At 69.0% G+C, this 24,365-nt stretch carries 21 protein-coding genes; 11 read left to right on the top strand and 10 right to left on the bottom strand.

Going from position 1 to position 24,365, the window contains the following annotated elements; all coding sequences use genetic code 11:
* Nucleotides 1-129: 129 nt before the first annotated feature.
* Complete coding sequence (locus ACWC2B_RS09730; protein WP_450715935.1) at nucleotides 130-1,005, top strand: LysR substrate-binding domain-containing protein; 876 nt, start codon at nucleotides 130-132, stop codon at nucleotides 1,003-1,005.
* Between the two features lie 59 nt (nucleotides 1,006-1,064).
* Here the strand turns inward: ACWC2B_RS09730 and ACWC2B_RS09735 are convergent, their stop codons facing one another.
* Nucleotides 1,065-2,039, bottom strand: coding sequence for an Lrp/AsnC family transcriptional regulator (locus ACWC2B_RS09735; RefSeq protein WP_450715936.1), 975 nt, complete (start codon nucleotides 2,037-2,039; stop codon nucleotides 1,065-1,067).
* A gap of 139 nt (nucleotides 2,040-2,178) precedes the next feature.
* Between ACWC2B_RS09735 and ACWC2B_RS09740 the strand changes: the two genes are divergently transcribed.
* From ACWC2B_RS09740 to ACWC2B_RS09750, 3 genes are all read left to right on the top strand, one after another.
* The gene (locus tag ACWC2B_RS09740) at nucleotides 2,179-3,708 is read left to right on the top strand and encodes an MFS transporter (protein WP_450716212.1); all 1,530 of its coding nucleotides are present in this window, start codon (nucleotides 2,179-2,181) and stop codon (nucleotides 3,706-3,708) included.
* Between the two features lie 284 nt (nucleotides 3,709-3,992).
* Nucleotides 3,993-4,541 (top strand): hypothetical protein, encoded by a 549-nt coding sequence (locus ACWC2B_RS09745; RefSeq protein ID WP_450715937.1) that lies wholly within the window; start codon nucleotides 3,993-3,995, stop codon nucleotides 4,539-4,541.
* 1,039 nt (nucleotides 4,542-5,580) lie between these two features.
* Nucleotides 5,581-7,380, top strand: a complete 1,800-nt coding sequence (locus tag ACWC2B_RS09750) for an AMP-dependent synthetase/ligase (protein WP_450715938.1) — start codon at nucleotides 5,581-5,583, stop codon at nucleotides 7,378-7,380.
* A gap of 217 nt (nucleotides 7,381-7,597) precedes the next feature.
* Here ACWC2B_RS09750 and ACWC2B_RS09755 read toward each other — a convergent pair whose 3' ends face one another.
* Together ACWC2B_RS09755 and ACWC2B_RS09760 are read right to left on the bottom strand one after the other, a co-directional pair.
* Nucleotides 7,598-7,744, bottom strand: coding sequence for a hypothetical protein (locus ACWC2B_RS09755; RefSeq protein WP_450715939.1), 147 nt, complete (start codon nucleotides 7,742-7,744; stop codon nucleotides 7,598-7,600).
* Between the two features lie 154 nt (nucleotides 7,745-7,898).
* Nucleotides 7,899-8,120, bottom strand: coding sequence for a hypothetical protein (locus ACWC2B_RS09760; RefSeq protein WP_450715940.1), 222 nt, complete (start codon nucleotides 8,118-8,120; stop codon nucleotides 7,899-7,901).
* A gap of 454 nt (nucleotides 8,121-8,574) precedes the next feature.
* On the opposite strand from ACWC2B_RS09760, the gene ACWC2B_RS09765 reads away from it, so the two are divergent.
* The gene (locus tag ACWC2B_RS09765; RefSeq protein ID WP_450715941.1) at nucleotides 8,575-8,973 is read left to right on the top strand and encodes a VOC family protein; all 399 of its coding nucleotides are present in this window, start codon (nucleotides 8,575-8,577) and stop codon (nucleotides 8,971-8,973) included.
* A gap of 348 nt (nucleotides 8,974-9,321) precedes the next feature.
* Here the strand turns inward: ACWC2B_RS09765 and ACWC2B_RS09770 are convergent, their stop codons facing one another.
* From ACWC2B_RS09770 to ACWC2B_RS09785, 4 genes are all read right to left on the bottom strand, one after another.
* Nucleotides 9,322-10,335: a chitinase gene (locus tag ACWC2B_RS09770; RefSeq protein WP_450715942.1), complete on the bottom strand. Its 1,014-nt coding sequence runs from the start codon at nucleotides 10,333-10,335 to the stop codon at nucleotides 9,322-9,324.
* Nucleotides 10,336-10,731: 396 nt separating this feature from the next.
* Entirely contained in the window at nucleotides 10,732-12,756 is a 2,025-nt protein-coding gene (locus ACWC2B_RS09775) for a discoidin domain-containing protein (RefSeq protein WP_450715943.1), read from the bottom strand.
* A 167-nt stretch (nucleotides 12,757-12,923) separates the two neighbouring features.
* Nucleotides 12,924-13,706, bottom strand: coding sequence for a Tat pathway signal sequence domain protein (locus ACWC2B_RS09780; protein ID WP_450715944.1), 783 nt, complete (start codon nucleotides 13,704-13,706; stop codon nucleotides 12,924-12,926).
* A gap of 7 nt (nucleotides 13,707-13,713) precedes the next feature.
* The gene (locus ACWC2B_RS09785; RefSeq protein WP_450715945.1) at nucleotides 13,714-14,928 is read right to left on the bottom strand and encodes a glycoside hydrolase family 88/105 protein; all 1,215 of its coding nucleotides are present in this window, start codon (nucleotides 14,926-14,928) and stop codon (nucleotides 13,714-13,716) included.
* A 795-nt stretch (nucleotides 14,929-15,723) separates the two neighbouring features.
* Here ACWC2B_RS09785 and ACWC2B_RS09790 point away from each other — a divergent pair.
* From ACWC2B_RS09790 to ACWC2B_RS09805, 4 genes are all read left to right on the top strand, one after another.
* Entirely contained in the window at nucleotides 15,724-16,560 is an 837-nt protein-coding gene (locus ACWC2B_RS09790; RefSeq protein ID WP_450715946.1) for an aldo/keto reductase, read from the top strand.
* A gap of 264 nt (nucleotides 16,561-16,824) precedes the next feature.
* Nucleotides 16,825-18,207 carry a S53 family peptidase gene (locus tag ACWC2B_RS09795; protein WP_450715947.1) on the top strand — a complete coding sequence of 461 codons (1,383 nt, stop codon included), beginning with the start codon at nucleotides 16,825-16,827 and terminating at the stop codon, nucleotides 18,205-18,207.
* Nucleotides 18,208-18,304: 97 nt separating this feature from the next.
* Entirely contained in the window at nucleotides 18,305-18,775 is a 471-nt protein-coding gene (locus tag ACWC2B_RS09800; RefSeq protein WP_450715948.1) for an RICIN domain-containing protein, read from the top strand.
* A 235-nt stretch (nucleotides 18,776-19,010) separates the two neighbouring features.
* Complete coding sequence (locus ACWC2B_RS09805; protein ID WP_450715949.1) at nucleotides 19,011-19,694, top strand: hypothetical protein; 684 nt, start codon at nucleotides 19,011-19,013, stop codon at nucleotides 19,692-19,694.
* Nucleotides 19,695-19,819: 125 nt separating this feature from the next.
* Here ACWC2B_RS09805 and ACWC2B_RS09810 read toward each other — a convergent pair whose 3' ends face one another.
* Both ACWC2B_RS09810 and ACWC2B_RS09815 read right to left on the bottom strand, forming a co-directional pair.
* Complete coding sequence (locus tag ACWC2B_RS09810) at nucleotides 19,820-20,890, bottom strand: S1 family peptidase (RefSeq protein ID WP_450715950.1); 1,071 nt, start codon at nucleotides 20,888-20,890, stop codon at nucleotides 19,820-19,822.
* A gap of 307 nt (nucleotides 20,891-21,197) precedes the next feature.
* Complete coding sequence (locus tag ACWC2B_RS09815; protein WP_450715951.1) at nucleotides 21,198-21,875, bottom strand: TetR/AcrR family transcriptional regulator C-terminal domain-containing protein; 678 nt, start codon at nucleotides 21,873-21,875, stop codon at nucleotides 21,198-21,200.
* Nucleotides 21,876-22,011: 136 nt separating this feature from the next.
* Between ACWC2B_RS09815 and ACWC2B_RS09820 the strand changes: the two genes are divergently transcribed.
* Nucleotides 22,012-22,332: a hypothetical protein gene (locus tag ACWC2B_RS09820; RefSeq protein WP_450715952.1), complete on the top strand. Its 321-nt coding sequence runs from the start codon at nucleotides 22,012-22,014 to the stop codon at nucleotides 22,330-22,332.
* Between the two features lie 56 nt (nucleotides 22,333-22,388).
* On the opposite strand, the gene ACWC2B_RS09825 is transcribed toward ACWC2B_RS09820, so the two are convergent.
* Nucleotides 22,389-23,330 carry a cupin domain-containing protein gene (locus ACWC2B_RS09825; RefSeq protein ID WP_450715953.1) on the bottom strand — a complete coding sequence of 314 codons (942 nt, stop codon included), beginning with the start codon at nucleotides 23,328-23,330 and terminating at the stop codon, nucleotides 22,389-22,391.
* Between the two features lie 163 nt (nucleotides 23,331-23,493).
* On the opposite strand from ACWC2B_RS09825, the gene ACWC2B_RS09830 reads away from it, so the two are divergent.
* Nucleotides 23,494-24,339 (top strand): NmrA family transcriptional regulator, encoded by an 846-nt coding sequence (locus ACWC2B_RS09830; RefSeq protein ID WP_450715954.1) that lies wholly within the window; start codon nucleotides 23,494-23,496, stop codon nucleotides 24,337-24,339.
* Nucleotides 24,340-24,365: the final 26 nt, after the last annotated feature.

Consider the following 24,365-nt stretch of genomic DNA (forward strand, 5'->3'; position numbering starts at 1 on the left):
CCGGGGGGCGTGCTGGACCAGGATCATGCCCTCCCTCCCGATGGTGCCCCGCTTCCGGCCGATCGGGAATCCCGTACACCACTCTTACTGTCATCACGTTCCGCGATGGGTGGCGCTACCGTGGGCGGCATGTACGACGCGAACCAGCTGCGGACTTTTCTCGCCGTCGCCCAGACCCTGAACTTCACCCAGGCCGCGCGGCGGCTCGGGCTGCGGCAGTCGACGGTGAGCCAGCACGTGCGCCGGCTGGAGGACGCGGCCGGGCGGCAGCTGTTCAGCCGGGACACGCACAGCGTGCGGCTGACGGAGGACGGCGAGGCGATGCTCGGCTTCGCGCGGACGATCCTGGCCGCGCACGAGCGGGCCGCCAACTACTTCACCGGGACGCGGCTGCGCGGCCGGCTGCGGTTCGGCGCTTCCGAGGACTTCGTCCTGACCCGGCTCCCGGAGATCCTCCAGTCTTTCCGCCGCGACCACCCCGAGGTCGACCTGGAGCTGACGGTCGAGATGTCCGGGACTCTCCACCGGCGCCTTGAGGCGGGCCGCCTCGACCTGGTGCTCGCCAAGCGGCGGCCCGGCGACAGCCACGGCGAGCTGGTGTGGACGGACGAGCTGTGCTGGATCGGGGCGCCCGGGCTGCGACTGGACGCCGACCGGCCCGTTCCGCTGATCCTGTTCCCGCCGCCCGGCATCACGCGGGCGCGGGCGCTCGAAGTCCTGGAGGAACACGGGCGTTCCTGGCGCATCGCGTGTACGAGCGGGAGCCTGAGCGGCCTGATCGCGGCGGCCCGCGCCGGCCTCGGCGTGATGGCCCACACCCGCGGCCTGATCCCGCCCGGCCTCGACCCGCTCCCGGCCCGGGCGGGTCTGCCGGAGCTCGGCGGGGTGGACTTCGTGCTGCTGCACAACCGGCGGGGCTCGGCCGCGCAGGAGGCGGCGGGCGCGCTGGCGTCGGCGATCCTGGCGGGCGGCGATCGGCTGCACCCGGGGCGCCGGACGGGCTGAGAGTCTGTGTCTCAACCCCGCCCGCGTCCATTGCGCCGGGCACGCTGGCCCTGAGAGCGCTATCGGGCCGGCCCCGGAACGCTGAGCTGTTTGATGCGGCGCAGCTTCGCCGTCGTCTCGATGTGCTGGATGCCTTCGAGGGTGCCGAGCTTGCCGCTGAGGTAGGCGTAGAGCTCGGCCGTGCTCCGGGTCAGGACCGTCGCCACCAGGTTGGACGGGCCCGCGGATGCCGAGACGAAGGCGGCTTCCGGGTGCCGGGCGATGGCTTGGCCGACGCTGTGCAGGGCGGCGGGGGCGGCCGTGATCCAGAGGGTGGTGCCGACCGGGAAGCCGATGTGCTCCGGTCGGTACTCGACGTCGATGTACAGGGCGCGCGAGGCGAGCAGTGCCGCGAGCCTGCGTTTGACCGCCGACTCCGAGCGCCCGGTGGCGAGTTGGAGCTCGGGGTAGGTGGCGCGGCCGTCCCGTTCCAGGGCGCGCACGAGGGGCTCGTCCTCGGGTGTGATGCGGGCGGGGCCGGCCGGCCGTGACAGTTCCGGGCGCAGCTCGGCTGCCTGGGCCTCGTTGAGCGCGCCGGACTTCATGAGCCAGCCGTCGCTGCCCCCGAAGAACGTGTGCAGCATCTGGTAGGCGCGGATCTCGACGATGTGCGGGGTGCGCGGCAGCTTGCCCAGCATCAGCTCGTCGCGTTCACCGTCGCTGCGCGGCCGGGTCATGCAGATCACCTCGGTGCCGCCCGCGGCCAGCGCGATCCATGCCGTGTCGGGGCGGCGGGCCAGCGCGGTCGCGATGGCCTCGGCGCTGTCCGGGGTGCAGCGAAGCCGCAGCATCCACTGGTCCTGGCCGAGCCGCTGGCCGTCGCGGACCGCGATGACCTTCAGGCCGACGTCGGCGCACAGCCTGCGGTAGCGGCGGGCGACCGTCTGGTCGGAGACGCCGAGCACGGTGGCGATCCGGCTGAACGCGGCCCGCCCGTCCCGCTCCAGCGCATGCAGAAGCTGCCGGTCGAGTTCGTCGAGGCTGTGGGATTCCATGCGTTGAAACCGCTCTCCTGTCGAATTCCGGCGGGATCGCACCGCCGACCGTCCACATCGTCCGGTGATCATCGATCGTACGGAGGCACACGCACCGACCGGAAGATCTTGGGGAGTTGGGATTATGAGTATGGGGAGCATGCGTATGTGGGGGCCGCTGACGGCGGTGTGCCTGGGCACGTTCATGTTGTTGCTGGACGTGTCGATCGTGGTCGTGGCGCTGCCCGACATGGTGCGGGCGCTGAACGCCTCGCTCAGTGATCTCCAGTGGGTGATCGACGTGTACGCGCTGGCGCTGGCCGCGCTGCTGCTCGGCGCGGGGGCCGCGGCCGATGTGCTGGGCCGGCGGCGGGTGCATGTGGCGGGCACGGTGGTCTTCGCGCTCGCCTCGCTGGGCTGCGGCCTCGCCTCGAACGCCGGGCTCCTGGTGGCGGCCCGAGCGGTGCAGGGTATGGGTGCCGCCGCCATGTTCGCCACCACACTGCCGTTGCTCGGCTCCGTGTATCAGGGCAAGCAGCGTTCCGTGGCGCTGGGTATGTGGGGCGCGGTCAGCGGCGGTGCCGCGGCGGTCGGCCCGGTCATCGGCGGGCTGCTCACCGAGGGGCCCGGCTGGCGCTGGATCTTCTTCGTCAACCTGCCGGTGAGTGTGGCATCGGTGTGGCTCACGTTGCGCGTCGTACCGGAGTCGAAGGGGGCGCCGGGACGGCGGGTCGACTGGGCGGGCACGGCGGCGTTCGCCTGCTTCGCCGGTGCGGCGACGTATGCCACGGTGCGAGCCGGTGATGTGGGCTGGACCTCGGCGCCCACCCTCGGCGCCTACGGTGTGGCCGTACTCTCGCTGCTCGTGTTCGCGCTGGTGGAGCGGCGTGCCGTGAACCCCCTGCTCGACCTGGCGCTGCTGCGCAGTCCCGCCCTGGTGGGCGTGCTGCTCGGGGCCTTCGGCTTCAGCATGGCGGCGTTCGGCACCATCCCCTTCCTCTCGATCTGGCTGCAGACCGTGCTCGGCATGAGCCCGCTGCGCGGCAGCCTGGTGCTGCTTCCCCTCGCCGGAACTTCCTTTGTGGTGGCGGCAGTTGGGGGACGGCTGCTGCACGGGATGCCGGCCCGGTTCGTGATCGGCGGCGGGCTGTTGCTCGTCGGGGTCGGCGGGTTCTGCATGGCGGTCCTGGACGCCGGTTCGGGCTGGCCCGCGCTGGTTCCGGGACTCGCCCTGGCGGGTGTCGGTACGGGGCTGGTGTCGCCGGGGCTCGGCGGCGCGGCGCTTGCCGCGGTTCCGTCGGGCCTGGCCGGGATGGCGGGCGGGGCGGTCAACACGTTCCGCCAGCTCGGGTACGCGCTGGGCGTCGCCGTGCTCGGCACGGTACTGACCTCGCGGATGCAGGACACCCTCGGGCCCGCGGCCCACACGGTGGCGGGCGGCGGTGCCGAATCACTGCGGGGCACGGTGTCCGACCACATGGTGTCGGACCCCACGGCGTTCGACCACATGGTGCGCGCCGCCTTCGCGTCGGGCCTGAACATGGTGGCGGTGGTCGCGGGAGCGGCAGGGCTCGTCGCGGGGGTACTGGTGCTCGCACTCGTACGCGGCCGACGCGAGCAGCGACCCGAAGTCACGCTGGACGGCGAGGACCTGGGGCGGGAGCACATGACCGTGCCCGAGACGGTGTAGGCGCGGCGCACGCGACCGGGCGTGGTCCGGACCAAGACCGGCACAGCCGTGGGCTGAGGGGCGCCGCCCGCACAGCCCACGGTCATGCACAAGATGGCACAGCATCATGCCCAGGCGGTCGGACCGCGTTGTCGTCCCGTCGCTGAGGCGGCGGCTGACACCTGGAGGTGGTTGCATTCGGGTGGTGGGGTTGTCCGGTTCGGGACGGTGCGGCAACGGGTCCTCGTTCCGTAGGGTCTGCACCACAACGAGGCGCACCTTCCGCAAGTCCCCCGGAGGTTGACGTGCTGTACGCATTTGGCTTCGAGCGGGTCGGTGTTGTGGTGAGCGACCTCTACTTCGTCGACCCGAATCCGCTCCCGGGACAAGAGACCCCGGAGCACGGAGTGCGCCTGGAACTGCGGATCTTCGAGCGCGGTGAGCTGACCGGATCCATCTACTCCGCGCGGCCCATCTCCATCGGCCGCCCGCTGTGGCGGGTGGATCTCCTCCAAGATGCGGACGCCGCCCCGCATACGTTGGACCGGGCGCATCATCACCCGAACTTCGCCGGCTGGGACCCCGGCCCGCGGGTCTTCGTCGAGGAGTTGTCCAGCGACCCGCTGTCGTGGCTGACTCGCAAACTGTGCGACGTTCCAGGCCTGTTGAAGGAGACAAACATTTCTCCGAGCGAGATCCCGGCATCGGACGTGGACGCTCTGCGCACGGCGGCGCCCGAGATCGCGGAAACCGTCCGTGGGCTGCTGGAGCGGGTGTGGTCCGGGGAACTCGGTCGCCCGCCAGAAGACACCGTTTCGGGGGCGGCCACCAGCATGCGAGTGAGCTGGCTCTGAGCACGGCGCCGGGCGGCCACCGCCGCCGACAGGGCCCTCTCGTCGGACTCGGCCTTGCGGATCCGCCGCGATCAGGAACTCGCCGGGCGCATCAGGCGCTCCAGATTCCCGCGATCCGGACACGTCGGTCCCTGCGGATCAGCAGGTCAGTCATTACTTGATCGGGCCCGCTTCCCCTGATGCGTCTTGCACGCCTCGAAACATGGGAACCATCCGGACGAATCCGAATTGCCCCATGTGATAGGAAATCTTCCGGTTCATCAAGGAATGCGCCTTACCGGCCTTTACATTCCGTCGAGTGGCGGGTCCCCGCAGCCCCTCACAGCGCGACGCCAGGGGCGTCGCCGGCGCGCGGGAGCATGATCGTCTTCACGGAATGTGTGCCTGATCCTTCCGTGGGCACCAACCTTCCAAGGTCGTTCGGTACCAAACTCGATCCGGCAGTCGACAGCTCACCCGGCCCTCAGCCGGGCGGCTCTCGCTGGCAGGCCGCTTGGAGCCGTTCGCCGTCGACTTGTCAGTCGAACGTCTGCCGGAGCCGAGAGAACTTGGTGCGGCGGTACCAGAGAACCTTGGGAGAGACAGCATGGGCGTCGCACGGCGACTGCCTGCACCCTCGCTCGCAGAAGAAGTGCTCCTCGGCTCAGCGGAGCCGTCGGAGAGGTGCCTGCCCACTGCGGCTGGCCGCACGGTCGGGCATGACGGCAGGACCAGCCACATGCCCCAGCTCAAAGACCACGTGCACCAGGTGATGGCTCGGCGCCGCCAATCTCCGCCCCCTGGGACCCCTGGCTACGTACATAGCCGCGCCGCCCTGTTCGACCCGGTATGGAACTTCGACCCGGTATGGAACAGGGTCCGACCAAGCCCTTAATCAGGCAAAAAGGTGCCACTGACCAGCACTTTCGCTGGCCAGAAGCCTCTGAAGAGAGACTAGTCGGGCTGTACTTAGGGTACGGTCACCGCGCTGTGCGGAGCGCCACCGGGGGTGGCCACCCCGGAGGGAGGCAGGTCATTGCGCGAGTTCACGGTTCCACCCATGGCGACGGCGCCTCAGGTCGGCGGGCTGGCGGACGCGGTCTTCGACCATGCCCTCGACGACCCGCACCGCGTTGCCCTCTGCCGCAAGGACGAGGCGGGGCAGTGGCAGGACGTGACCGCGGCCGCGTTCAGGGACCAAGTGTTCGCGCTGGCCAAGGGGTTGATCGCGGAAGGGGTGCGGTTCGGAGACCGGGTCGCCATCATGGCCCGCACCCGCTACGAGTGGACGCTCTTCGACTTCGCCCTGTGGACGATCGGCGCCCAGCCGGTGCCGATCTACCCGACGTCCTCCGCCGAGCAGGTCTTCTGGATGCTGCACGACTCCGAGGTCACCGCCTGTGTGGTGGAGCACGAGGACCACGTCATGACGATCGGCTCGGTCGTCGACCGGCTCCCCCACCTCAAACGCCTGTGGCAGCTCGACACCGGGGCGCTGGACGAACTCCTCAGGGTGGGTGCGTCCATCGACGACGAGGTGGTCAACCGGCACCGGCGGGCCGTGACACCGGAGTCGGTGGCGACCGTCATCTACACCTCGGGCACCACAGGACGCCCCAAAGGGTGTGTGATCACCCACGCCAACTTCATGTTCGAGACGGACATGCTGATCTCCCGCTGGGAGCCGGTGTTCCACTCCCGCCCCGGCGACGAGGCGTCCACTCTCCTTTTCCTGCCACTGGCCCATGTCTTCGGGCGCATGGTGGAGGTCGCGGCGATCCGGGGCCGGGTGAAACTGGGCCACCAGCCGGCCCTCTCCGCGTCCGCGCTGCTGCCGGACCTCCAGTCGTTCCGGCCGACCTTCATCCTCGCGGTCCCGTACATCTTCGAGAAGGTCTTCAACGCGGCCCGCCGCAGGGCCGAGGCCGACGGGAAGACGGGGCCGTTCGACAAGTCCGTCGACATCGCGGTCAAGTACGCGGAAGCCGTGGAACAGAAGGCATTCGGTCTCGGGCCCGGCCCCTCGGCGGCGCTGCGGATGCAGCACCAGTTCTTCGAGAAGACGGTGTACGGCAAGGTCCGCGACGCGATGGGCGGGCGGGTGCGGCACGCCATGTCGGGCGGCTCCAGCATGGGCCGCCGGCTCGGCCTGTTCTTCGAGGGCGCGGGCGTCACGGTCTACGAGGGCTACGGCCTCACCGAGTCGACCGCCGCGGCCACCGCCAACCCGCCCGAGCGCACCCGGTACGGCACGGTCGGGCAGCCCATCCCCGGCACCACCGTGCACATCGCGGACGACGGCGAGGTGTGGATCCACGGCGGGCAGGTGTTCTCCGGCTACCTCAACGAGCCGAAGGCCACCGAGGCGGTGCTCCGGGAGGGCTGGCTGGCCACCGGGGACATCGGCGCACTCGACGAGGACGGCTACCTCACCATCACCGGGCGCAAGAAGGAGATCCTGGTGACCTCGGGCGGCAAGAGCGTGTCGCCGGTCGCCCTGGAGGAACGGGTCCGGGCCCACCCCCTGGTAGCCCAGTGCATCGTGGTCGGCAACGACCGCCCGTACATCGCGGCCCTCGTCACCCTCGATCAGGAGGGCGTGGACCACTGGCTCGCCATGCGCGGCAAGCCCCCGCTCACCCCATCCGAGCTGGTGCGCGACCCGGACCTGGAGACCGAGGTGCGCCGCGCGGTGGTGGCCGCCAACACCCTGGTCTCCCAGGCGGAGTCGATCCGCACGTTCCGGATACTGGCCCACCAGTTCACCGAGGAACACGGCCTCCTCACCCCGTCCCTGAAACTGAAGCGCCGGGCGATCGAGGACGCGTACGAGGTCGAAGTGGACGCGCTGTATCGGTGAGGGGGGCAGGCGTGGGGTGCGGCCTGGTGAGAACGCTCTCGGGTGTGATGGACAGATGAGAGCAGTGTGGCGGCCTACTGAATGAGAGCGCTCTCGGGGTGCGGGGATGAATGCTCGCGGCCGTACTTGACTGCTCCTGCTACGCCGGGGTGAAACCGGGCGGCCCGCCGAGCGGACCCATCCCCTGCGTCGCTGTTCCCCGAGGCTGGACGCGGAACTACAACAGACCGATATTGGTGAGCGGCAAATTCCAGTCGTTGCTCTCGGCATGGCGGCCGGGGCCGTCCTGAGCCGCGGCCGGTACCGCGACCAGCATCAGTCCGGCGATGACAACGGACAACACGGCGACGACATGACGCTTCACAGTTCCTCCTCGACGACGACAGTCGACCCGCCCTGCTCCGAGCCGGGGCATGACCGCCGCATGCCCCGGCGCTGGGGCGCAGCGGGGCATGCGGCAACTGCCGAAAACCGGCATGTATGGGGGGAGTCGCCCTGGGGGCGTAGTGCGGTCGGGTCTATCGCATCCCGCCATACGTGGCCACGGCGTTGGCCTGCGAGCTGGCCACCGCGGTGCCGCCTCCCATGGCCACGGCATTGGCCTGCGAACTGGCCACCGCGACGGCCCGCGGATAGGCGTCGTAGCCGCCGTAGCCGTCGGCGAAGCTGACGCCGACGCTGAGGGCGGACAGCCCCGTAACCGCTGCGACTACGACGGCAGCGCGCTGAAACTTGCGCATGGTTTGGCCCTTTCTTACCTGGGCGTGAGAAGCCCTGGGTTGATTGCTCAGCGTGAAGATATATATAAAAATCGCGGCAATCGGGGATCTTTGCCCTGTCATATGTCGTGTCGACCTAGGGCGGGACGCCCCTCAGCCCCTTCGCTGCATGGTGAGGCGGCCGCTGGCTCAACATGGGCCGGAGGGCGTGGAGTTGGTTGGTCCGGGACCGCTGGCGGTGACCAGCAGGACGCTGTGGTGACCCGCGAGGCGCTACCGAGAGCGCTCTCATGCATCGAGGACGGCGGCGACGGGCACGGTCCGCATGCCCGAGCCGGTCGGCCGGAAAGAAATTCCCCTCCGTCTGTCACACCCTCCCGCCGGCCCGTGTCAGGGAAGTGAGAGGAAGCGACGCCGACACCAACATCCAACACCGACCCGTCCGATGGGCCCGCCAAGCGGATTGGACATCACCATGCTGACCAACGTCATGTACGTGACCATCTACGTCACCAACCAGGACCGCGCCCTCGACTTCTACACGGAGAAGCTCGGCCTGGAGAAGCGGCTCGACTTCCCGGGGCCCGACGGACGCTTCCTCACCGTGGGTGCCCCCGGCGGTGGGTTCGAGTTCCTTCTCTGGTCGCACGCGGCCTCCGCGGGGCAGCCGGTCGATCCGGGTGCCACGCCCGGGCCGGTCATCCTCGAATCGGACGACCTACGCGCCGACTTCAAGGTGCTGCGCGACCGCGGCGTAACGTTCGATCTGCCCGAACCGGAGGACTACCCCTTCGGAGTACGCATCGAGGCCATGGACCCCGACGGCAACCGCATTTCGCTGCGCCAGCGCGGCGGGGCAAGCCGCAACAGCTGACCAGCCAGCGGGGGCAAGGGCCCGCTTGCGGAACCGCGCCGCTGGTGTGCGGCGTCCGGCGAGAGCGTCTCGTACCGGCCGTTGCCGCGGTTCTGCTTCACGAACGCGGCCTTCCACGCCTTGTACTTGCCGGTCGACCGCCGCCTGACTTCCGGACGGCCTCAACCGGGCGACCTCAACGCCCCTTCGACGTAAGGGTTTTGGTGACTTCCGAAGGGGATGGCGGGGCCGCTCGGTGCGGCGGTCGCGTAGGGCGCGGCCGTCAGGGCGCCCGCCATGAGGCCCGCCGCCGAGGCAAGGGGCTGAGAGCGCTCTCCTGCGGTGCTGATGGGTCGTGCCGGCCCGCCCTCAACCCGCGTACTGCGAGACGATTTTGGTGAAGGCGTACGGGGACTGGCCGACCCCGCCGCACGAGTCGCCGGCACTCCCGCCCCCGGAGCACTGCCGGTCGCGGTTGACCGCCCAGAACGTGAAGCGCGCTATGTGGTGCTGTTTTGCGTAGCCGAGCATGGTCTGGAAGTCGCCGGTGGTGACGGTCTCGTCGGACTCGTCGGTCTTACCGTTCATGGAGGAGAGGCCTATGTGCCGGTAGGCGGCGCCGTCGTCGTAGCCGTAGGCGCTCTTCACCGCGGCCTTCAGGCCTTCGAGAGCGCTCACTGTGGCCGAGCCCATCGATCCGCTGTGGCTGCCGAAGTCGAACGGCATGATCGTCCAACCGTCGTTGGCGAGCCCGGCGGCCGCCCCCTTCTTGATCAGATCCTTGCCGTTGGCGTCGGGCCCGTTCGGGGTCGTCCCCATGGTCACGTAGGTGACGACGCCGGGGTTGCTGGACTTGACGATCTTCAGCGCACCCACCACCCGCTGCCGCACGGTGGCGTTCGAGAACTCGGTGTCCTCGATGTCGATGTCCAGCGCCTTCAGGTGGTACGCGTTGATCACCTTCTGGTACGCACCCGCGAGGGCCGAGGCGCTGGAGCACTTCTCGCCGAGCTTGTTGCCGCTCCAGCCGCCGACGGAGACGACCACGTCGCCGCCCGCGCCGCGGATGGATTTGATCGCGCTCTCATCGGAGCCGCCGGTCAGGGCGCGCGACCCGTCCCACTTCGGGTTGCAACCGCCGTCGGACAGGATGAAGGCCAGCGTGAACCACTTGACTCCGGTCGCCGCCATGACGTCAGTGGGCTTCTGTGGATTGCCCCAGCCGAGGTACTCGTACGGGGCGACCGCCATCGCGCCGGAGGCGGCCGCCTGCGGGGCAACAGCCGCGCCGGCCCGGGGGGCGGAGGCGATCAAGGGCAGGAGCAGACAGCCGGCACCGGCGAGGGCCACGGTGAGACGGCGCTGGGGTACGACAGCGTGCACGGGGGTTCCTTTCGTGGGACTTACGGGGGGGCGTGGAGCTTTTATGGGGTGCGGGGAAGCGGGCGGTTGCTATGGGGCGCTGGGAAGGTGCGGCTTTCTTGAGACGGATGCGCTCGGGCTCTCGGGGCTACTGGGGACCAGGGGGCCGTGGGGCCATTGCGGGAGCCGCGAAAATCGCCACGTTAGGAAAGGTTCCTAACCATCACTGCATCGCAGCGCCTGGAACGCTTGGTGTCAATGACTCGCGCGGGACCAAATCGCTTTCTCCGTACACGAGTTGAGCGTCGGAAGACAGGCCGGGGACCGGGGTCACGGCAGCCCCGCCACCCCGGCCCGCTTCGGCAGGAGCCGCCCCCCGGCGGCCCTGCCGAAGGTCTCGACATGTCGAAGGCATCGTCAGCCCCGGTACGGGTAGTCCCGGTCCGGGTGGTCCAGGTTCGGGTAGTCCCGGTTCGGGTAGTCCCGGTTCGGTGCGTCGGCGGCGGCGCTCGCCCCGCCTCCCACCTGGCCGGGAGGCGGGCTGAGAGCGCTCTCAGCTCCCTTGTGGGCCACGGGCACGGCCGAGCCCGTCGACGCGTAAGCGCTCCCGAGCCATGTCTCGTCGATCCGCAGCCGCTTGTAGCGGGCGGTGTCCGTCGACGCCGCGTAGGTACTGGTCACCTCCAGGCGGACGTGGCTGATGGTGACGGCGGGGATGTCGATGAAGGCGACTCCCCGTGCGCTCGGCAGGGTGCCGGACTTCACCGGGCTCCCCCAGTTCTTGCCATCGGCGCTGACGTACACCTCGTAGCCCTTGATCCGCGCCGACTGCTCGGTGTCCGAGCGGGCATAACTCACCGAGTCCTCACGCTGGTTGATGCCGAGACAGCGGACGGTCTTCGCCGTACCCAGGTTGAAGTCGAGCCGCACCGGGAGGGTCCTGTCGCTGTCCCAGTAGGTGAGGTAATCGGCATCCGCGGCGGCCACCGCGTCGTGACCGTTTGCCGAGGCCGAGGCGCTCATTGTGTAGCTGGACGGCGGGATGATCCCGCTGCGCCCCTTCGTGATCACCTTGAACACGGTGTCGTACGGGTCCCAGCCGGACAGCCGGGTGAGACTGAGTGTGCCGCCGGACTGGCCGTACGAAATCGCCTCTCCCGTACGGAGGTTGGTCACCGCCGTGACTTGGTAGCCGTTGTCGCGCAGTTTGAGGGTGGAGGTGTTGGGCGGGGTGATGACATGGATGTACTGGAGGCTCGGGTCGGCCTTGCTGATGGTGGTGACACCCTGGGCGCCGTCGTTCCACGACCCGGGTTTGAGGCCGCCGTACATGTAACCGCCGCCCTCGACGCCGTGCAGGGACTGCCAGATCGGGGCGAGGTAGCCGTTCGCGAAGTCGTTGAATGCGCTCTGATTCGAGGGGAACTTGCCGTTCACCTGAGCCGTTTCCGCCATGAGGGCCTTCACCGACGACCCGGCGTTAGTGATGAGCCGTCCGAGGGTGAGCTTCTTGTCCACCGCCGGGTTCGAGCCGTCGTACCACCAGGCCCCGGTGGACGGCAGCTTGAAGTCGGCCTCGGTCAGGCGTGGTTGTGCGGTGTAGAGCGCCTGGGGGTAGTCGTACGACGGTGTCATACCCGTCTTCTGCTCATTGCTGATCATGTCCATGATCGGCGTGTCTTCGTTGTTGTTGCTGATCGTGTAGTTGGGGCGCTGCTGGTAGATCTGCTGGTACAGGTGGTGGCTCAGCCAGTAGTCGTTGTCGTTGTCGATCCAGAAGCCGCCGAGGTCCGGGTATCGGTCCATGACGTCGAAGAAGTTGTCGTAGCTGAACTGCCCGAAGCCGTCCCGGGTGGTCAGGTCGACCTTGCTGCCCTTGTACGCCGAGTAGCCGGCCGAGTCGAGCCATTCATGGCCCCCGTCGGCGTGCCACTGCGGGTCGTCCGTCATGTACAGGATGGTCCTGAGGCCCTTGGCCTTGGCGGCCGCGATCAGCTCGCCGAGGAAGTCCCGCTTGGTGGCGCAACTGCCTGGGATCTTGGACGGCCAGGGCCGGGCGTAGCCGAGGCGGCTGTGGAAAGTGGCGAGTACGAGGTACTGGGCGTGCAGCTTCTGCGCCTCGTTCACCCAGTAGTCGGGGGTCCAGCCCCCGGCCGTGACGTCGGACTCCCAGGCGGCGCAGTTGGTGTGGGCGGGGGCGGTCCGCTCGCCCCAGTGCAGGAAGAGCCCGGAGGTGGAGGCGCGCAGGAAGTCCTGGCGCGGGTTCTGCAGATCGGCGCGAGCGGGAGCCTGGAACGACAGGGCGCCGAGCACCAGGGCCACCACGATCAGGAGTCTTGTGGTCAGGCCACCGCGCCCGACTGAGGGCGCGTATGGGCTCTGGCCGCCGCGCTGGACATGGAGGGCCGCGGACAGTGCGGCGAGTGCGGTGGTCGGTTGCACCAGAGCCAGTAACCCGGCAGGGAGCAGTCCCACGGGTGTGGGCCATCTCTTCATGTGCGGGCGCATGTATGTGTCTCCCCCTGACTAGTGGTCAGACGAGCAACGATGCGGGCGAACGGTTCGGTGGGCGGCCGGAGGAGCGGGCGGATGGGGGGTCGGATGGGTGGTCAGACGAGCTGGTAGCCGCGCAGGTTGGTCAGCAGCAGATACGTGTTCCGCAGGGACCCGGAGGTGTCACCGAGGGAGCGATAGATGCCCCACTTCGGGCGGACCCGGTCGGCGAGAAAGGTGTCGACGCCGGTCACCGACTTGTCGATGACGGTGGCGCCGCCGCTCTTGAGGATCCAGCGCACGGAGCCCGCGGTCTTGTCGCCGACCTTGATCTGGAAGTCGACGTCGGTCCACTTGTCGTGCAGTGGATCGAGGCTCGTACGGCCTACGAGGGTGCCACTGATGGGGAGTTGGAGCTCGATGGTCCCGGAGCCGTTCACCCGGCGCAGCGACTGCACGACGATCGGCGAGGTGCCGTTGCCGGGCTGCTTCATCTGCATGATGTGGGTGAAGGTGGTGGTCGCCTCCAGCGAGCTCGGAATGAACATGGAGTACGTGAGCCGCCAGGTCTGGCCGGGCAGCCACTTCAGGTACGAGCCGCCGTTGCGGAGCCCGGTGACCTCCTGGCGCTGCCGGTCGGTCATGGTGTCACGGTCGACGGTGTGCATGGTGAAGCGGAAGTTGTTGCCGTCGGGAAGGATGTGGGGGTGACCGTCGGGGTGTGAGTTCGCCCGGTCGTCCTCGACCGTTTCGAAGGCCTTGAGCCCGTCGGTGGCCGCCGACGGCGCCCATTTCTGCTGCCAGGACGCGGCATGCGCGCCGACGCCTGCGCCGGGAAGCCCGGCCGCCGCCGCGCCGCCCAGTGCGGCCGAGAGCAGGGCCCTGCGGGTGGGAGTCATCTGGGAGTCACCTCGCCCTGAGTTGTTCGTTCATGATCAGGAAGGCGCCGAGGCCGTGGAAGTCATTGGTGGCCCGAGTGCGCCCGACGTAGTAGGAGTAGTCACCGACGCCGGTACCGATGGAGATGTCGGTGAGGTTGGTCCGGCCGCCCGAGCCGAGCGAGATCCTGGCGAGGACACCTTGGTAGCCGCGTTGGGCGACCGTCTCGAAGTGTGGGTCGATGTAGCCCTGTTGGACGGATCGGTCGAGCGCGTAGGTGAACATGCTGGAGCAGGAGGTCTCGGTCCAGTTGTCGGACTGGGATCCCTTGTCGACGACCTGGAACCAGCGGCCGGTCTCCGGATCCTGATAGCGCTCCAGCCCGCTCGCCAAGTTCCTTATGTACGCGATGAGTTGAGGGCGGCGGTGATGGTTGGCGGGGAGGGCATCCAGGACGTTGACCATGGCCATCGAGTACCAGCCGATGGCTCGACACCAGTGCTCGGGGGCGAGCCCGGTCGCGGGATCGGCCCAGCTCTGGGTGCGCGACTCGTCGTACGCGTGCTTGAGCAGCCCGTTGGCGACCTGCAAGTGACCGCCGTAGACGGCGAGTTGCTTGGCGGCCTCGTCGTCGGTGTACGCCGAGTCCTTGAACTCCCTGCCGTACTCGACGAGGAACGGGTTGACCATGTAGGCCCCGTCCGCCCAGAGTTGATGGGCCCGACTGGCGGAGTCGGCGTGCCAGAAACCGCCGTCGGACGTGCGGGGGTAACTGTTCAGTCGGTTGCGGATCTTCTGGGCGGCGATCCGGTACCGGTCCTGGCCGGTCTCGTGGTGCAGGATCACCAGGAGCCGCCCGGCCTGCATGCTGTCGAGGCTGTCGAAGCTCTGGTTGACGCTGCCCTTGCTGTCGACGAACCGGTCGACGTAACTCTTGATGAAGGACAGCAACTTGGCATCGTGGGTGCGCTGGTAGACCTCGTACTGGCCGTAGAGATACAGGCCGACCGGGTACGACCATTCGCCGATGGAGGTCGGGCTGAAGCGGGCCAGCGTCGACTTCGTCATCGCGACCGACCAATCGGCGGCCTTCGCGTCGCGGGGCTGCGATGCGGTCGCGGGACCGACCGCACCGAGGGCGAGGCCGGCGACGGTGAGGAGCGCGGCGAGCAGGGTCCCTAAAAGCTTGCGGGGTCGACGGCCTCGGGTGCTGTGCCCTGGGCGGGCCGGGGAGCTGATCATGGTCACCTCAGGGGGAAGGTGCGGGGTTGGCTGTGCCGCGTACGGACTTGGAGGGCGCACGGGCATGGAGGGCGGGCGACTCCGTCCGGATCCACTCCCGAGAGCTGGGCGTTGGCGAGCTCGATACGGTCGACTTCCCTGTTGAGACCCGGCTCGACGAGCACCTGGCGGCGAGGGAGGCGTACCCGACGGCGGCGCCGCGGGTGGACGCGCGTACCGGCACGGCCGGGACACCCGCAGCTCCACCGGGGGCACCGCCACCCGCCGCGGTGCCAAGCACCTGCAGCAGCATGGCGCGGCGCCTACCGGTCGGCGTGGAAGTGGCCGGTGACTTCGGGCGCGGTCTCGGCGACCGTGCACCCGGGGGTTTCCCAGACCGCGACCGCCGCCGTTTCCTCCGATGTCTCGTGCGTGTCCTTCATGGGGTGTACCTGCCTTCCTGAGAGGTGGGGTTCAGGAGTGAACGGTGTGTGTCGCGCACATGAGCAGTCACCTGAGCTGGACAGACAGCGTGTTCACATGAGTGTCCGGCGTTCAGCTATGTGCCATAGCGTCGCGCCTTGCCGAGGCATGGTCAATGGTTCGGACCGAGAAGGTCGGAGCTATATCGGCCAATCATCCTGAGCCCCACATCACGCGTTACTGAACGGTGAGTCAGGAGCCGCGCCGACCGGGAGCCACGAGTGGTGCTGAACCGCAGGTCAGCCGCGATCGGACGGTCCCGTTGGGAATGCGTCGCTCCGCTCGTTCGTTGACCATGGGAGTACCAACCGACGACGTAAGGATCGACCGCTCGTGAGCAAGGTCCCCTCCATCACCCTCAACAACGGCGTCGAGATGCCGCAGCTCGGTTTCGGTGTCTGGCAGGTGCCGGACGACGAGGCCGCGAAGGCGGTCGCTACGGCCATCGAGTCCGGGTACCGGAGCATCGACACCGCCGCGATCTACGAGAACGAGCGGGGCACCGGCAAGGCCGTCGCCGCTTCGGGGGTCGCCCGCGAAGACCTCTTCGTCACGACGAAGCTCTGGAACTCGGAGCAGGGGTACGACTCGACCCTGCGGGCGTTCGACGCCTCGCTCGACAAGCTCGGCCTGGACTACGTCGACCTGTACCTGATCCACTGGCCGGTGCCGGCCAAGGACGCGTACGTCGACACGTACAAGGCGTTCGAGAAGATCCTCGCGGACGGCCGGGCCAGGGCGATCGGTGTCTCCAACTTCCAGCCGGTGCACCTGGAGCGGCTGCTCGGCGAGACCTCGGTGGTCCCGGCCGTCAACCAGATCGAGCTGCACCCGCAGCTCGCCCAGGCGGAGTCGCGCGCCCTGCACGCCAAGCACTCCATCGCGACCGAGGCCTGGTCGCCGCTCGGCCAGGGCCGGGGGCTCCTGGAGGTCCCGACCGTGGTCGCGATCGCACAGAAGCACGGTCGCACCGCCGCCCAGGTGGTGCTGCGCTGGCACCTCCAGATCGGCAACGTCGTGATCCCGAAGTCCGTGACGCCGTCGCGGATCAAGGAGAACATCGATGTCTTCGACTTCGAGCTCGACGCGGACGACCTGGCCGCGCTCGCCGCGCTTGACGAGGGCAAGCGCCTGGGGCCGAACCCGGCCGAGTTCAACCTCGGTGCCTAGTCACCTGCACTGACCAGCACGTGACCAGCGCGTAAAGACGTGACCAGCACATAGAAGGGGCGCCGTCCGACCCAGTCGGGCGGCGCCCCTTTTGTCGTTTTTTGACTTTGGTTGGTCAGGGACCAACCAAGAATGTTCATTCAAGTGCACTGCCCAGGCAAAGCGTTCGACATCAAGCACTAAATCCTCTTGTCCTGCGCATGACCTTCCCGATGGGATCGCGAAGACCGCCCCGCGCGGCTTCACCCCACACAGGGAGCATTCATGCGCATAGCTCGCCCCCGGACTCGTACCGCAGCAGCGACAGTCGGGGCCACCGCCCTTGCCGCCGCCGCGGTGATAGCGACCCCGCTGTCCGGGTCCGCCACCGCCGCACCTGCCGTCCCGCAGGTAAAGCCCGTCCCGGCCATCTCCGGACAGCACCTCGCCCACTCGACCAGCGGCCCGCTCAGCACCGAGCAGTGCCAGGCCAAGTGGAAGATCGCCTGCTACGGCCCGCTGCAGTACCGCCAGGCGTACAACCTCAACCCGCTCTACAAGGCGGGCATCACCGGCAAGGGCCGCACGATCGTGATCGTGGACTCCTTCGGCTCGCCGACGATCCAGCACGACCTGGACGTGTACAGCAAGCAGTACGGCATTCCCAGCAGCAAGGTCGACGTGGTCAAGTGGGGCAACGTTCCCAAGTGGGACCCCAAGAACAAGGACATGACCGGCTGGGCCGGTGAGTCCACGCTCGACGTCGAGATGGCTCACGCGGTCGCCCCGGACGCGAAGATCATTCTGGTGGAGACCGCGGTCGCCGAGACCGAGGGTGTCACCGGCCTTCCCGAGATGATGGACGCCGAGAAGCACCTCATCGACCAGGGCATCGGCGATGTCATCACCCAGAGCTTCGGCGCCACGGAGAACACGTTCCCGGGCTTCGACAAGGGCGACTTCTCCAGCATCAAGAACCTGCGGTACGCGTTCAAGGACGCGGCGGCCCACGGTGTGACCGTGCTCGCCTCCTCCGGTGACGGCGGCGCCACCGACAACACGGCGGACGGCAGCGGCTACTACAAGGAGCGCGTCAACTCCTGGCCCTCCTCCGACCCGCTGGTCACGTCGATCGGCGGCACCCAGCTGCACCTCGACGACAAGGGCAACCGCCTCAAGCCCGAGAGCGTGTACAACGACAACGGCGCGGGCGGTGGCGGTCAGTCGCACGTCTTCGAGCGGCCCTCCTTCCAGAACGGCGTGCGCGGCATCGTCGGCAACCGCCGCGGCACCCCGGACATCTCGATGGCGGCCGCGGTCAACGGCGGCGCCTGGGTGTACTCCAGCTACGACCCGACCGCCGTCGGCTGGGACGTGTCCGGCGGAACGAGCGAGGCTAGCCCGCTGTTCTCCGGCATCGTCGCCCTCGCCGACCAGGCCGCCGGCCACCGCCTCGGCAACATCAACGACGCGCTGTACTCGCTGTACAAGCACGAGGGGTACAAGCCCGGCTCGGGTCTCGTCGACGTCAACGACGGCACGAACAACAGCTACCAGGGCGTCACCGGCTACACCGCGGTGAACGGCTACGACATGGCGACCGGCGTCGGCACCATCGACGCGGCCCACTTCGTGACCGCGCTGGCCCGCGAGAGCCGCCACCACTGACGGCACCGCACTGTCAGGTGACCGCACTGTCACGTGACTACGCCGCCGCCCGATTCCTCCGTGCGGCGGCGTTGTCATGACCGTATCCTTCGAGATCATGAATGACACGCGGAACCCCGCCCTGCCCGAAGGCCGCTACCTGGTACGCAACGTCGCCAGCGGGCTACTGCTTGAGGTGTACGGCGGCGCCAAGGGCAGCGGGGCCAATGTGCAGCAGGGCAAGGAGAGCGGTTCCACCGCGCAGCAGTGGCACATCTCCCCCGTGCACAGCGGTGGCGGGCTCTACCACCTGGTGAACGTCAACAGTGGCAAGCGGCTCGACGTCGCCAACGCCTCCACCGAGAACGGCGCCAATGTCCAGCAGTGGAAGGCGAACAACTTCGGCGCCCAGGAGTGGCTCGTGGAGCGGCACTTGGACGCGCCCGGCCGAGTCACGCTGGTCAGTTACATCAGCGGGCTGCTCCTGGAAGTCGCCCAGGGTTCGGCCGAGGACGGCGCGAACGTACAGCAGTGGGAGGACACCGACTCTCCCGGGCAGTGGTGGGAGTTGGAGCCTGTTGTCGAGTGAGCGGGGCCTTTGTCGAGTGAGTCCGTCTTTCGGCGGGCGAGCGGATCCCTTGGCAGGTGGGGCGGGCGGCCCGGCGAGAGCGCTCTCAGCCGGCGGCGGAACCCCCATGGAGCCTCGGAACCTCCGGCCCATGGAACGCCGGAGCCATGGAACCCCGGAGCCGAATCGACCATCAACTCCTTTGACATGGGCCCCATTTGATACGCGAGGGAACGGCACAAGGAGAGGTGCGAAGGTGACTCAGGAAAGCGGACCGAATCGGCGGGCAGTGCTGCTCGGACTGGCGCTGGCCGCGCCGGTCGTGGCGGCGGGCTGCGGCGGCGGCCACGACGAACCGTCCGCATCGAAGAGTTCGGCTCCGCCCGATTCCGGGCGCGACACCACGATCCTGATCATCAGGCATGGCGAGAAGCCCCGTTCCGGTGATCCGGGCTTCGACGAGTCCGGGAAGCAGGACAAGAAGTCGCTGACCAAGCGGGGCTGGGAGCGCTCTCACGCGCTGCCCCGGCTCTTCGTCCCCAACGGCAGTGGCTCCCCTGCCAGTTCTGGGGCGGCGCCGCTCCCCCGCCCGGCCACCATCTACGCCGCGGCGGACCAGGGACCGCACGCCGGTGCGCACCGGATGCGGCAGACCGCGACGCCGCTCGCCGAGGCCCTCCATCTCCGGGTCGACACCGAGTTCGCCGAGGGCAAGGAGAAGGCGCTGGCCGCCGCCGCTCTCGCGGCGACGGCCCCTGTGCTGATCTGCTGGGAGCACTCCAAGATCCCGCCGATCGTCGAGGCGCTGGGTGCTTCGCAGGCCGACGGGGTCCCGGAGGAGTGGCCCGACCGCTTCGACCTGGTGTGGGTCTTCACGCGCCGGGCCGGCGCCTGGACGTTCCGGTCGGTGCCCCAGCATCTGCTGGCGGGCGACGCCTAGGGTCTGTCCGGCGGATCGGATCGCCGTCGAGGTGGCTCGGCCTTCTGAGGGCCCCGTCCGACCGGAACGCACTCTCTGTTCTCAGGACTCTCAGGTCTCTCAGGGACTCTCAGGCCGGCTCGACCTCAGCCGATCTGTGCTCCGTACGCCTGGAGTGCTTCCGGTACGGGCTGGAAGAAGGTCTCGCCGCCCGAGGTGCAGTCGCCGCTGCCGCCGGAGGTCAGGCCCAGGGCCGTACTGCCGTCGAAGAGCGAGCCTCCGCTGTCGCCGGGCTCGGCGCAGACGGTGGTGTCGATCAGGCCGTCGACCTGCCCCTCCTCGTACGTCACGGTGGCGTTCAGGCCGGTGACCTGGCCGCCCTGGACGCCGGTGGTGGAGCCGCTGCGCTGGACCTGCTCGCCGACGGTGGCCTCGCGGGCGCCGCTGATCGGCTGGGAGGAACCGTTGTACAGGTCGACCGCGCTCGGATGGTCGATGTCGCTGGTGTAGCGGACCAGGGCGTAGTCGTGGCCGGGGAACGTGGAGGCTTCGGTGACCCCGATCTCCGAACCGCCCTGCTGGTCCGACCAACTGGAGACCGCGTTGCCGCAGTGTCCGGCGGTCAGGAAGTAGGGCTGGCCGCCGACGGTGACGTTGAAGCCGAGCGAGCAGCGGGCGCTGCTGCCCCAGATCGCGTCGCCGCCCGCGATGAGCGGCTGGAAGCGTCCGGCCGATCTCTTGAGGGTGACCGTGTCGCCGAGGCCTTGGATCACCTTGTTGAGCTGGGCGAGGCGGTCGCCGGTGACGGTGCGGTCGGCCTTGACGACCATGGTGTTGCTGACGGGGTCCATCGACCAGGAGGTCCCGGGTATGGACGCCTTGGCCTTCAACTCCTGCCGCGACGCGTTGAGTTGGCTCAGTGAGTGCTTGACGGTACGGGCTTCGGCGCCCGCCTTGCGGACGCTGTCGGCGGTCGCGTTGTCGACCACGTTCACGACGAGCTTCTTGCTCACCGCGTCGTAGTACGAGCCTGCCGTGCGGCCCGCGAGAGCGGTGTCGATCCGGTGTGCCAGCTGTCCGGCGAATGCGGCGGACTGCGGGGCGGTGGCCGGTGCGGGGGCTGCGTCGGCGCTCTGCATCGTCAGGGTCGCGCCGAGCGCAAGGGCTCCCGCGGCGGCGGTGGCCGCACGTCGGCCTGACATCCATCGCTGCTTCAACTCAAAACCTCCTGTGGGGGGTTGAGCCCGGCCACGGGTGTTCGCCGGGCCCGTCGGGCGCGATGGCCAGGACGCGACGACCGGGGTCCCCGGTGTGCACCGGCGTCCATGCCAACTCGCCGCGTCGAGTATCCGTACCCTCACAGGCTCACAGCAAGCAACGAACTCGCCTAGTAAGTAAGGGAGTTGGGGACACCTGAGCGTGAGCGGGGGTGGTACGCGGAGGAATGCGGGCCCGTCGTGGAGGAACCAGAGTCGTTCGTGAGGGAGTTGAGTCGGCGAGGCCGCAGGGGTGGCCGGGAAGGGATTATTCCTGCCCCAGGTCCCGGTAGCCGGCCAGGATGAAGTCAACGGTGCGGTCGAAGCGTTCGGCGAAGTCCAGGCCGGCGCGGGTGGCCGTCACCTCGGCGAGCAGGGGAAAGCGCTCCGGGTCCGGGGCCACGTCGTCGAGGTCGGGGGCGTCCGCGCGCTCACCCGGGGTACGGCCGGCCTCGGCGAGGGTATGGCCGACGGTGAACGTGGCCAGGGCGTTGATGACGTCCATCGCCCGGCCGAGCGCGAGCCCCGCCCCTGTCAGAGCGGCGAGCCACTCCTCCATCAACTCCAGATCGTCGGCGGAGCTCAGCGGGCGGGTGGCGATGAGCGGCAACACGCCCGGGTGACGCAGCAGTTCGGCCCGCAGTCGCGATGCGAGGGCCCGGGCCCACCCGGTCCAGTCGTCGGCGGTCCCGACGGACGGGGAATCCGCGCCGTCGTACGGCAGCCCGACGGCGGCTCGGCGCACCACCCGGCCGACGAGGGCATCGAGCAACTTCCCCTTGTTTCCCACGTGGTGATAGAGCGTCATGGCTTCCACGCCGAGTTCGGCGCCGAGTGCCCGCATGGTGAGCGCGGCGACGCCTTCGCGGTCGACGAAGTCCAGCGCCGCGTCCAGCACCTTGTCACGGCTGAGCCCCGCCTTGGGTCGCCCCCGTCGATCCGCCATCAGGTCCTCCCCATCCGCCTCTTGACGATTCTTACGACGTAAGGGCACTCTATCCCCAACGTGAAACTTACAACGTAAGAATCAAGCCTCACCCCACCGCACTGCCCCACCGCACCGCCCCTACCGGAGGTTCACCATGCTGATCGGGACTTCGCTGCGCCGCCTCAACGAGGGAGTCGACTACGCCGCCTTCCGCAATGCCTGGCTGCCCGACGAGACCTTCCCCGGCGACCCGCGCCGCGTGCTGAGCGCGCTCAGCCTTGAGGACCCGCGGGAGATCCTGACCTGCGCCTTGATCGATGCTGATCCGGAGGACATCCCCGTATGGATGGAGCGCATCGCGGCGAGCGAACAGCGCCGCATGGACCGTCTCGCCGGCCTGGTCGGCCCGTCGCTCGGCGGCGGGGTGTTCCGGGTGGTCGGCGACGACGATCTCTCGCAGCCCATCCGGGCGTGAGAGCGCTCTCCGGCCTGCGCTCGGGGCACCTCGCGCGCCCCTTGGCCAGTCGGCGTTCAGTCGCTGCGGCGAAGAGCCCGGTGTTCCTGAGGGCTGATGCCGCGAACGCGTTTGAACGCGGCGCTCAGTGCGAATGCCCCGCTGTAGCCGACCTGCCGGGCGATGGCGTCGACGGTGGCGTCCGTCTCGCGGAGGCGGTCGGCGGCCAGGGCCAGGCGCCATCCGGTCAGATAGGCCATCGGCGGCTCCCCCACCAGCTCGGTGAAGCGGCGCGCGAAGCCCGCTCGTGACACCCCGCACTTGGCGGCGAGGGACGCCACCGTCCAGGGGTGCGCCGGGCTGTTCTGCATCAGCCGCAGCGCGGGTCCGACCACCGGATCGCCCATCGCGTGGTACCAGGCGGGCGCGTCCGCGCCGGGCCGTGAGAACCACGAGCGCAGCACCGCGATGAGCAGCAGATCGAGCAGCCGGTCCAGGACGACACTCTGGCCGGGTTCGTCGCGCGAGATCTCGTCGTCCAGGAGCGGCATGAGCGAGCAGTTCCACTCCTGCGCGGTCAGCAGCACCACCGGCGGCAGCGCGTCGAGGAGCCGCCCGCTGATCTCCCCCTCCATCAGATACGTGCCGACGAGCATGGTGGCCGAGCCGTCCGGGGCGTTGCCCCAGGTGCGTATACCCAGGTCCATGGAGGCTGAGAGCGCTTCCCCGCGCAGGGTGGTGCAGGTCTCGCCGGGGCCGATCCGGGTGAACGGTGCGAGCTCCGGTGAGTGCGTGACGGTGTACGGGTCGGGGCCGCGCACGATGACGACATCGCCGGGGGCGATGTGCACGGCCTCGCCGTGGTCGGGCACGATCCAGGCCTCGCCCGCCGTCATGGACATCAGGCAGATCGGCGCGCGGTCCTCGATCCGTACGGACCACGGGGGTTCCATCACCATGCGCAGCAGGAAGGCGCCTCTGGCCCGCGGTCCGTCGAGCAGTCCGGCGAGTGCGTCCATGGAGCCAGCGTAGAACGCGTCGGACCGCACGAGGCGTAGACGAACGCGTATCGGGATTGGCCTCTGGCGCATGGAGAGTCCAGGGCCGTCCGACGAGGCTGGACGCATGACGAACACGACGCAAGGCGCGCGGCGGACAAGCGAGTTGAAGGGAGCGGACCACATGAACGAGGGGGCGGACCACATGAACGAGCGGACGGTGCTGGTGACCAGCGGCACGGGGAAGACGGGCCACCGGGTGGTCGAGCGTCTCACCGCGCGCGGGATTCCGGTCCGGTCGGGGTCGCGGTCCGGCGAGGTCCGCTTCGACTGGGCGGACGACTCCACATGGGGCGCCGCACTATGTGGCGCGTACGCCGCGTATGTGGCCTACTACCCCGACCTCGCGGCGCCGGGCGCGGCAGACGCGATGCGCCGGTTCGGCCGGCTCGCCGCGGCCAACGGCGTGGGCCGGGTCGTTCTGCTTTCGGGCCGGGGCGAGCCGGAGGCAGCCCTCGCCGAGAGCGCTCTCCGCGAGGCGTGCCCGGATCTCACGGTGGTCCGCGCCGCCTTCTTCGCGCAGAACTTCAGTGAGGGCGCGATGGTCGAGGGCGTATTGGCGGGAACGGTGGCCTTCCCGGGCGGCGACACCGCCGAACCCTGGGTCGACGCCGGCGACTTGGCCGATGTCGTGGTCGCCGCGCTCACAGAGGACGGCCACGCCGGGCAGACGTACGAGCTGACAGGTCCGCGCCTGCTCACCTTCGCGGAGGTCACGGCCGAACTTTCGCGGGCGACCGGGCGCGCGATCCGCTATGTGCCGGTGTCGGCCGCCGAGTACGCGGAGCAGCTCACCCAGTACGGTCTGCCCGGGCCGGACGCCGAGTGGCTGGCCGGGCTGTTCAGCATGCTGCTCGACGGCCACAACGCGTCGACGACGGACGGCGTGAAGCGGGTCCTGGGCCGCGAGCCCCTCGACTTCGCGGACTTCGCGAGGGACGCGGCGACTGCGGGCGACTGGCACGTATGACCCGGCGCGGGCGGGGCGGACGGGGG

It is taken from the genome of Streptomyces sp. NPDC001415 (assembly GCF_053597395.1).

Excerpts from the sequence above, each read along its gene's own strand:
- ACWC2B_RS09765 (WP_450715941.1), top strand. The coding sequence starts at position 8,575 with ATGCTGACCAACGTCATGTACGTGACCATCTACGTCACCAACCAGGAC.
- ACWC2B_RS09740 (WP_450716212.1), top strand. The coding sequence starts at position 2,179 with ATGCGTATGTGGGGGCCGCTGACGGCGGTGTGCCTGGGCACGTTCATG.
- ACWC2B_RS09820 (WP_450715952.1), top strand. The coding sequence starts at position 22,012 with ATGCTGATCGGGACTTCGCTGCGCCGCCTCAACGAGGGAGTCGACTAC.
- ACWC2B_RS09825 (WP_450715953.1), bottom strand. The coding sequence starts at position 23,330 with ATGGACGCACTCGCCGGACTGCTCGACGGACCGCGGGCCAGAGGCGCC.
- ACWC2B_RS09800 (WP_450715948.1), top strand. The coding sequence starts at position 18,305 with ATGAATGACACGCGGAACCCCGCCCTGCCCGAAGGCCGCTACCTGGTA.
- ACWC2B_RS09815 (WP_450715951.1), bottom strand. The coding sequence starts at position 21,875 with ATGGCGGATCGACGGGGGCGACCCAAGGCGGGGCTCAGCCGTGACAAG.
- ACWC2B_RS09780 (WP_450715944.1), bottom strand. The coding sequence starts at position 13,706 with ATGACTCCCACCCGCAGGGCCCTGCTCTCGGCCGCACTGGGCGGCGCG.
- ACWC2B_RS09830 (WP_450715954.1), top strand. The coding sequence starts at position 23,494 with ATGAACGAGGGGGCGGACCACATGAACGAGCGGACGGTGCTGGTGACC.
- ACWC2B_RS09735 (WP_450715936.1), bottom strand. The coding sequence starts at position 2,039 with ATGGAATCCCACAGCCTCGACGAACTCGACCGGCAGCTTCTGCATGCG.
- ACWC2B_RS09730 (WP_450715935.1), top strand. The coding sequence starts at position 130 with ATGTACGACGCGAACCAGCTGCGGACTTTTCTCGCCGTCGCCCAGACC.
- ACWC2B_RS09760 (WP_450715940.1), bottom strand. The coding sequence starts at position 8,120 with ATGCGCAAGTTTCAGCGCGCTGCCGTCGTAGTCGCAGCGGTTACGGGG.
- ACWC2B_RS09795 (WP_450715947.1), top strand. The coding sequence starts at position 16,825 with ATGCGCATAGCTCGCCCCCGGACTCGTACCGCAGCAGCGACAGTCGGG.
- ACWC2B_RS09750 (WP_450715938.1), top strand. The coding sequence starts at position 5,581 with ATGGCGACGGCGCCTCAGGTCGGCGGGCTGGCGGACGCGGTCTTCGAC.
- ACWC2B_RS09785 (WP_450715945.1), bottom strand. The coding sequence starts at position 14,928 with ATGATCAGCTCCCCGGCCCGCCCAGGGCACAGCACCCGAGGCCGTCGA.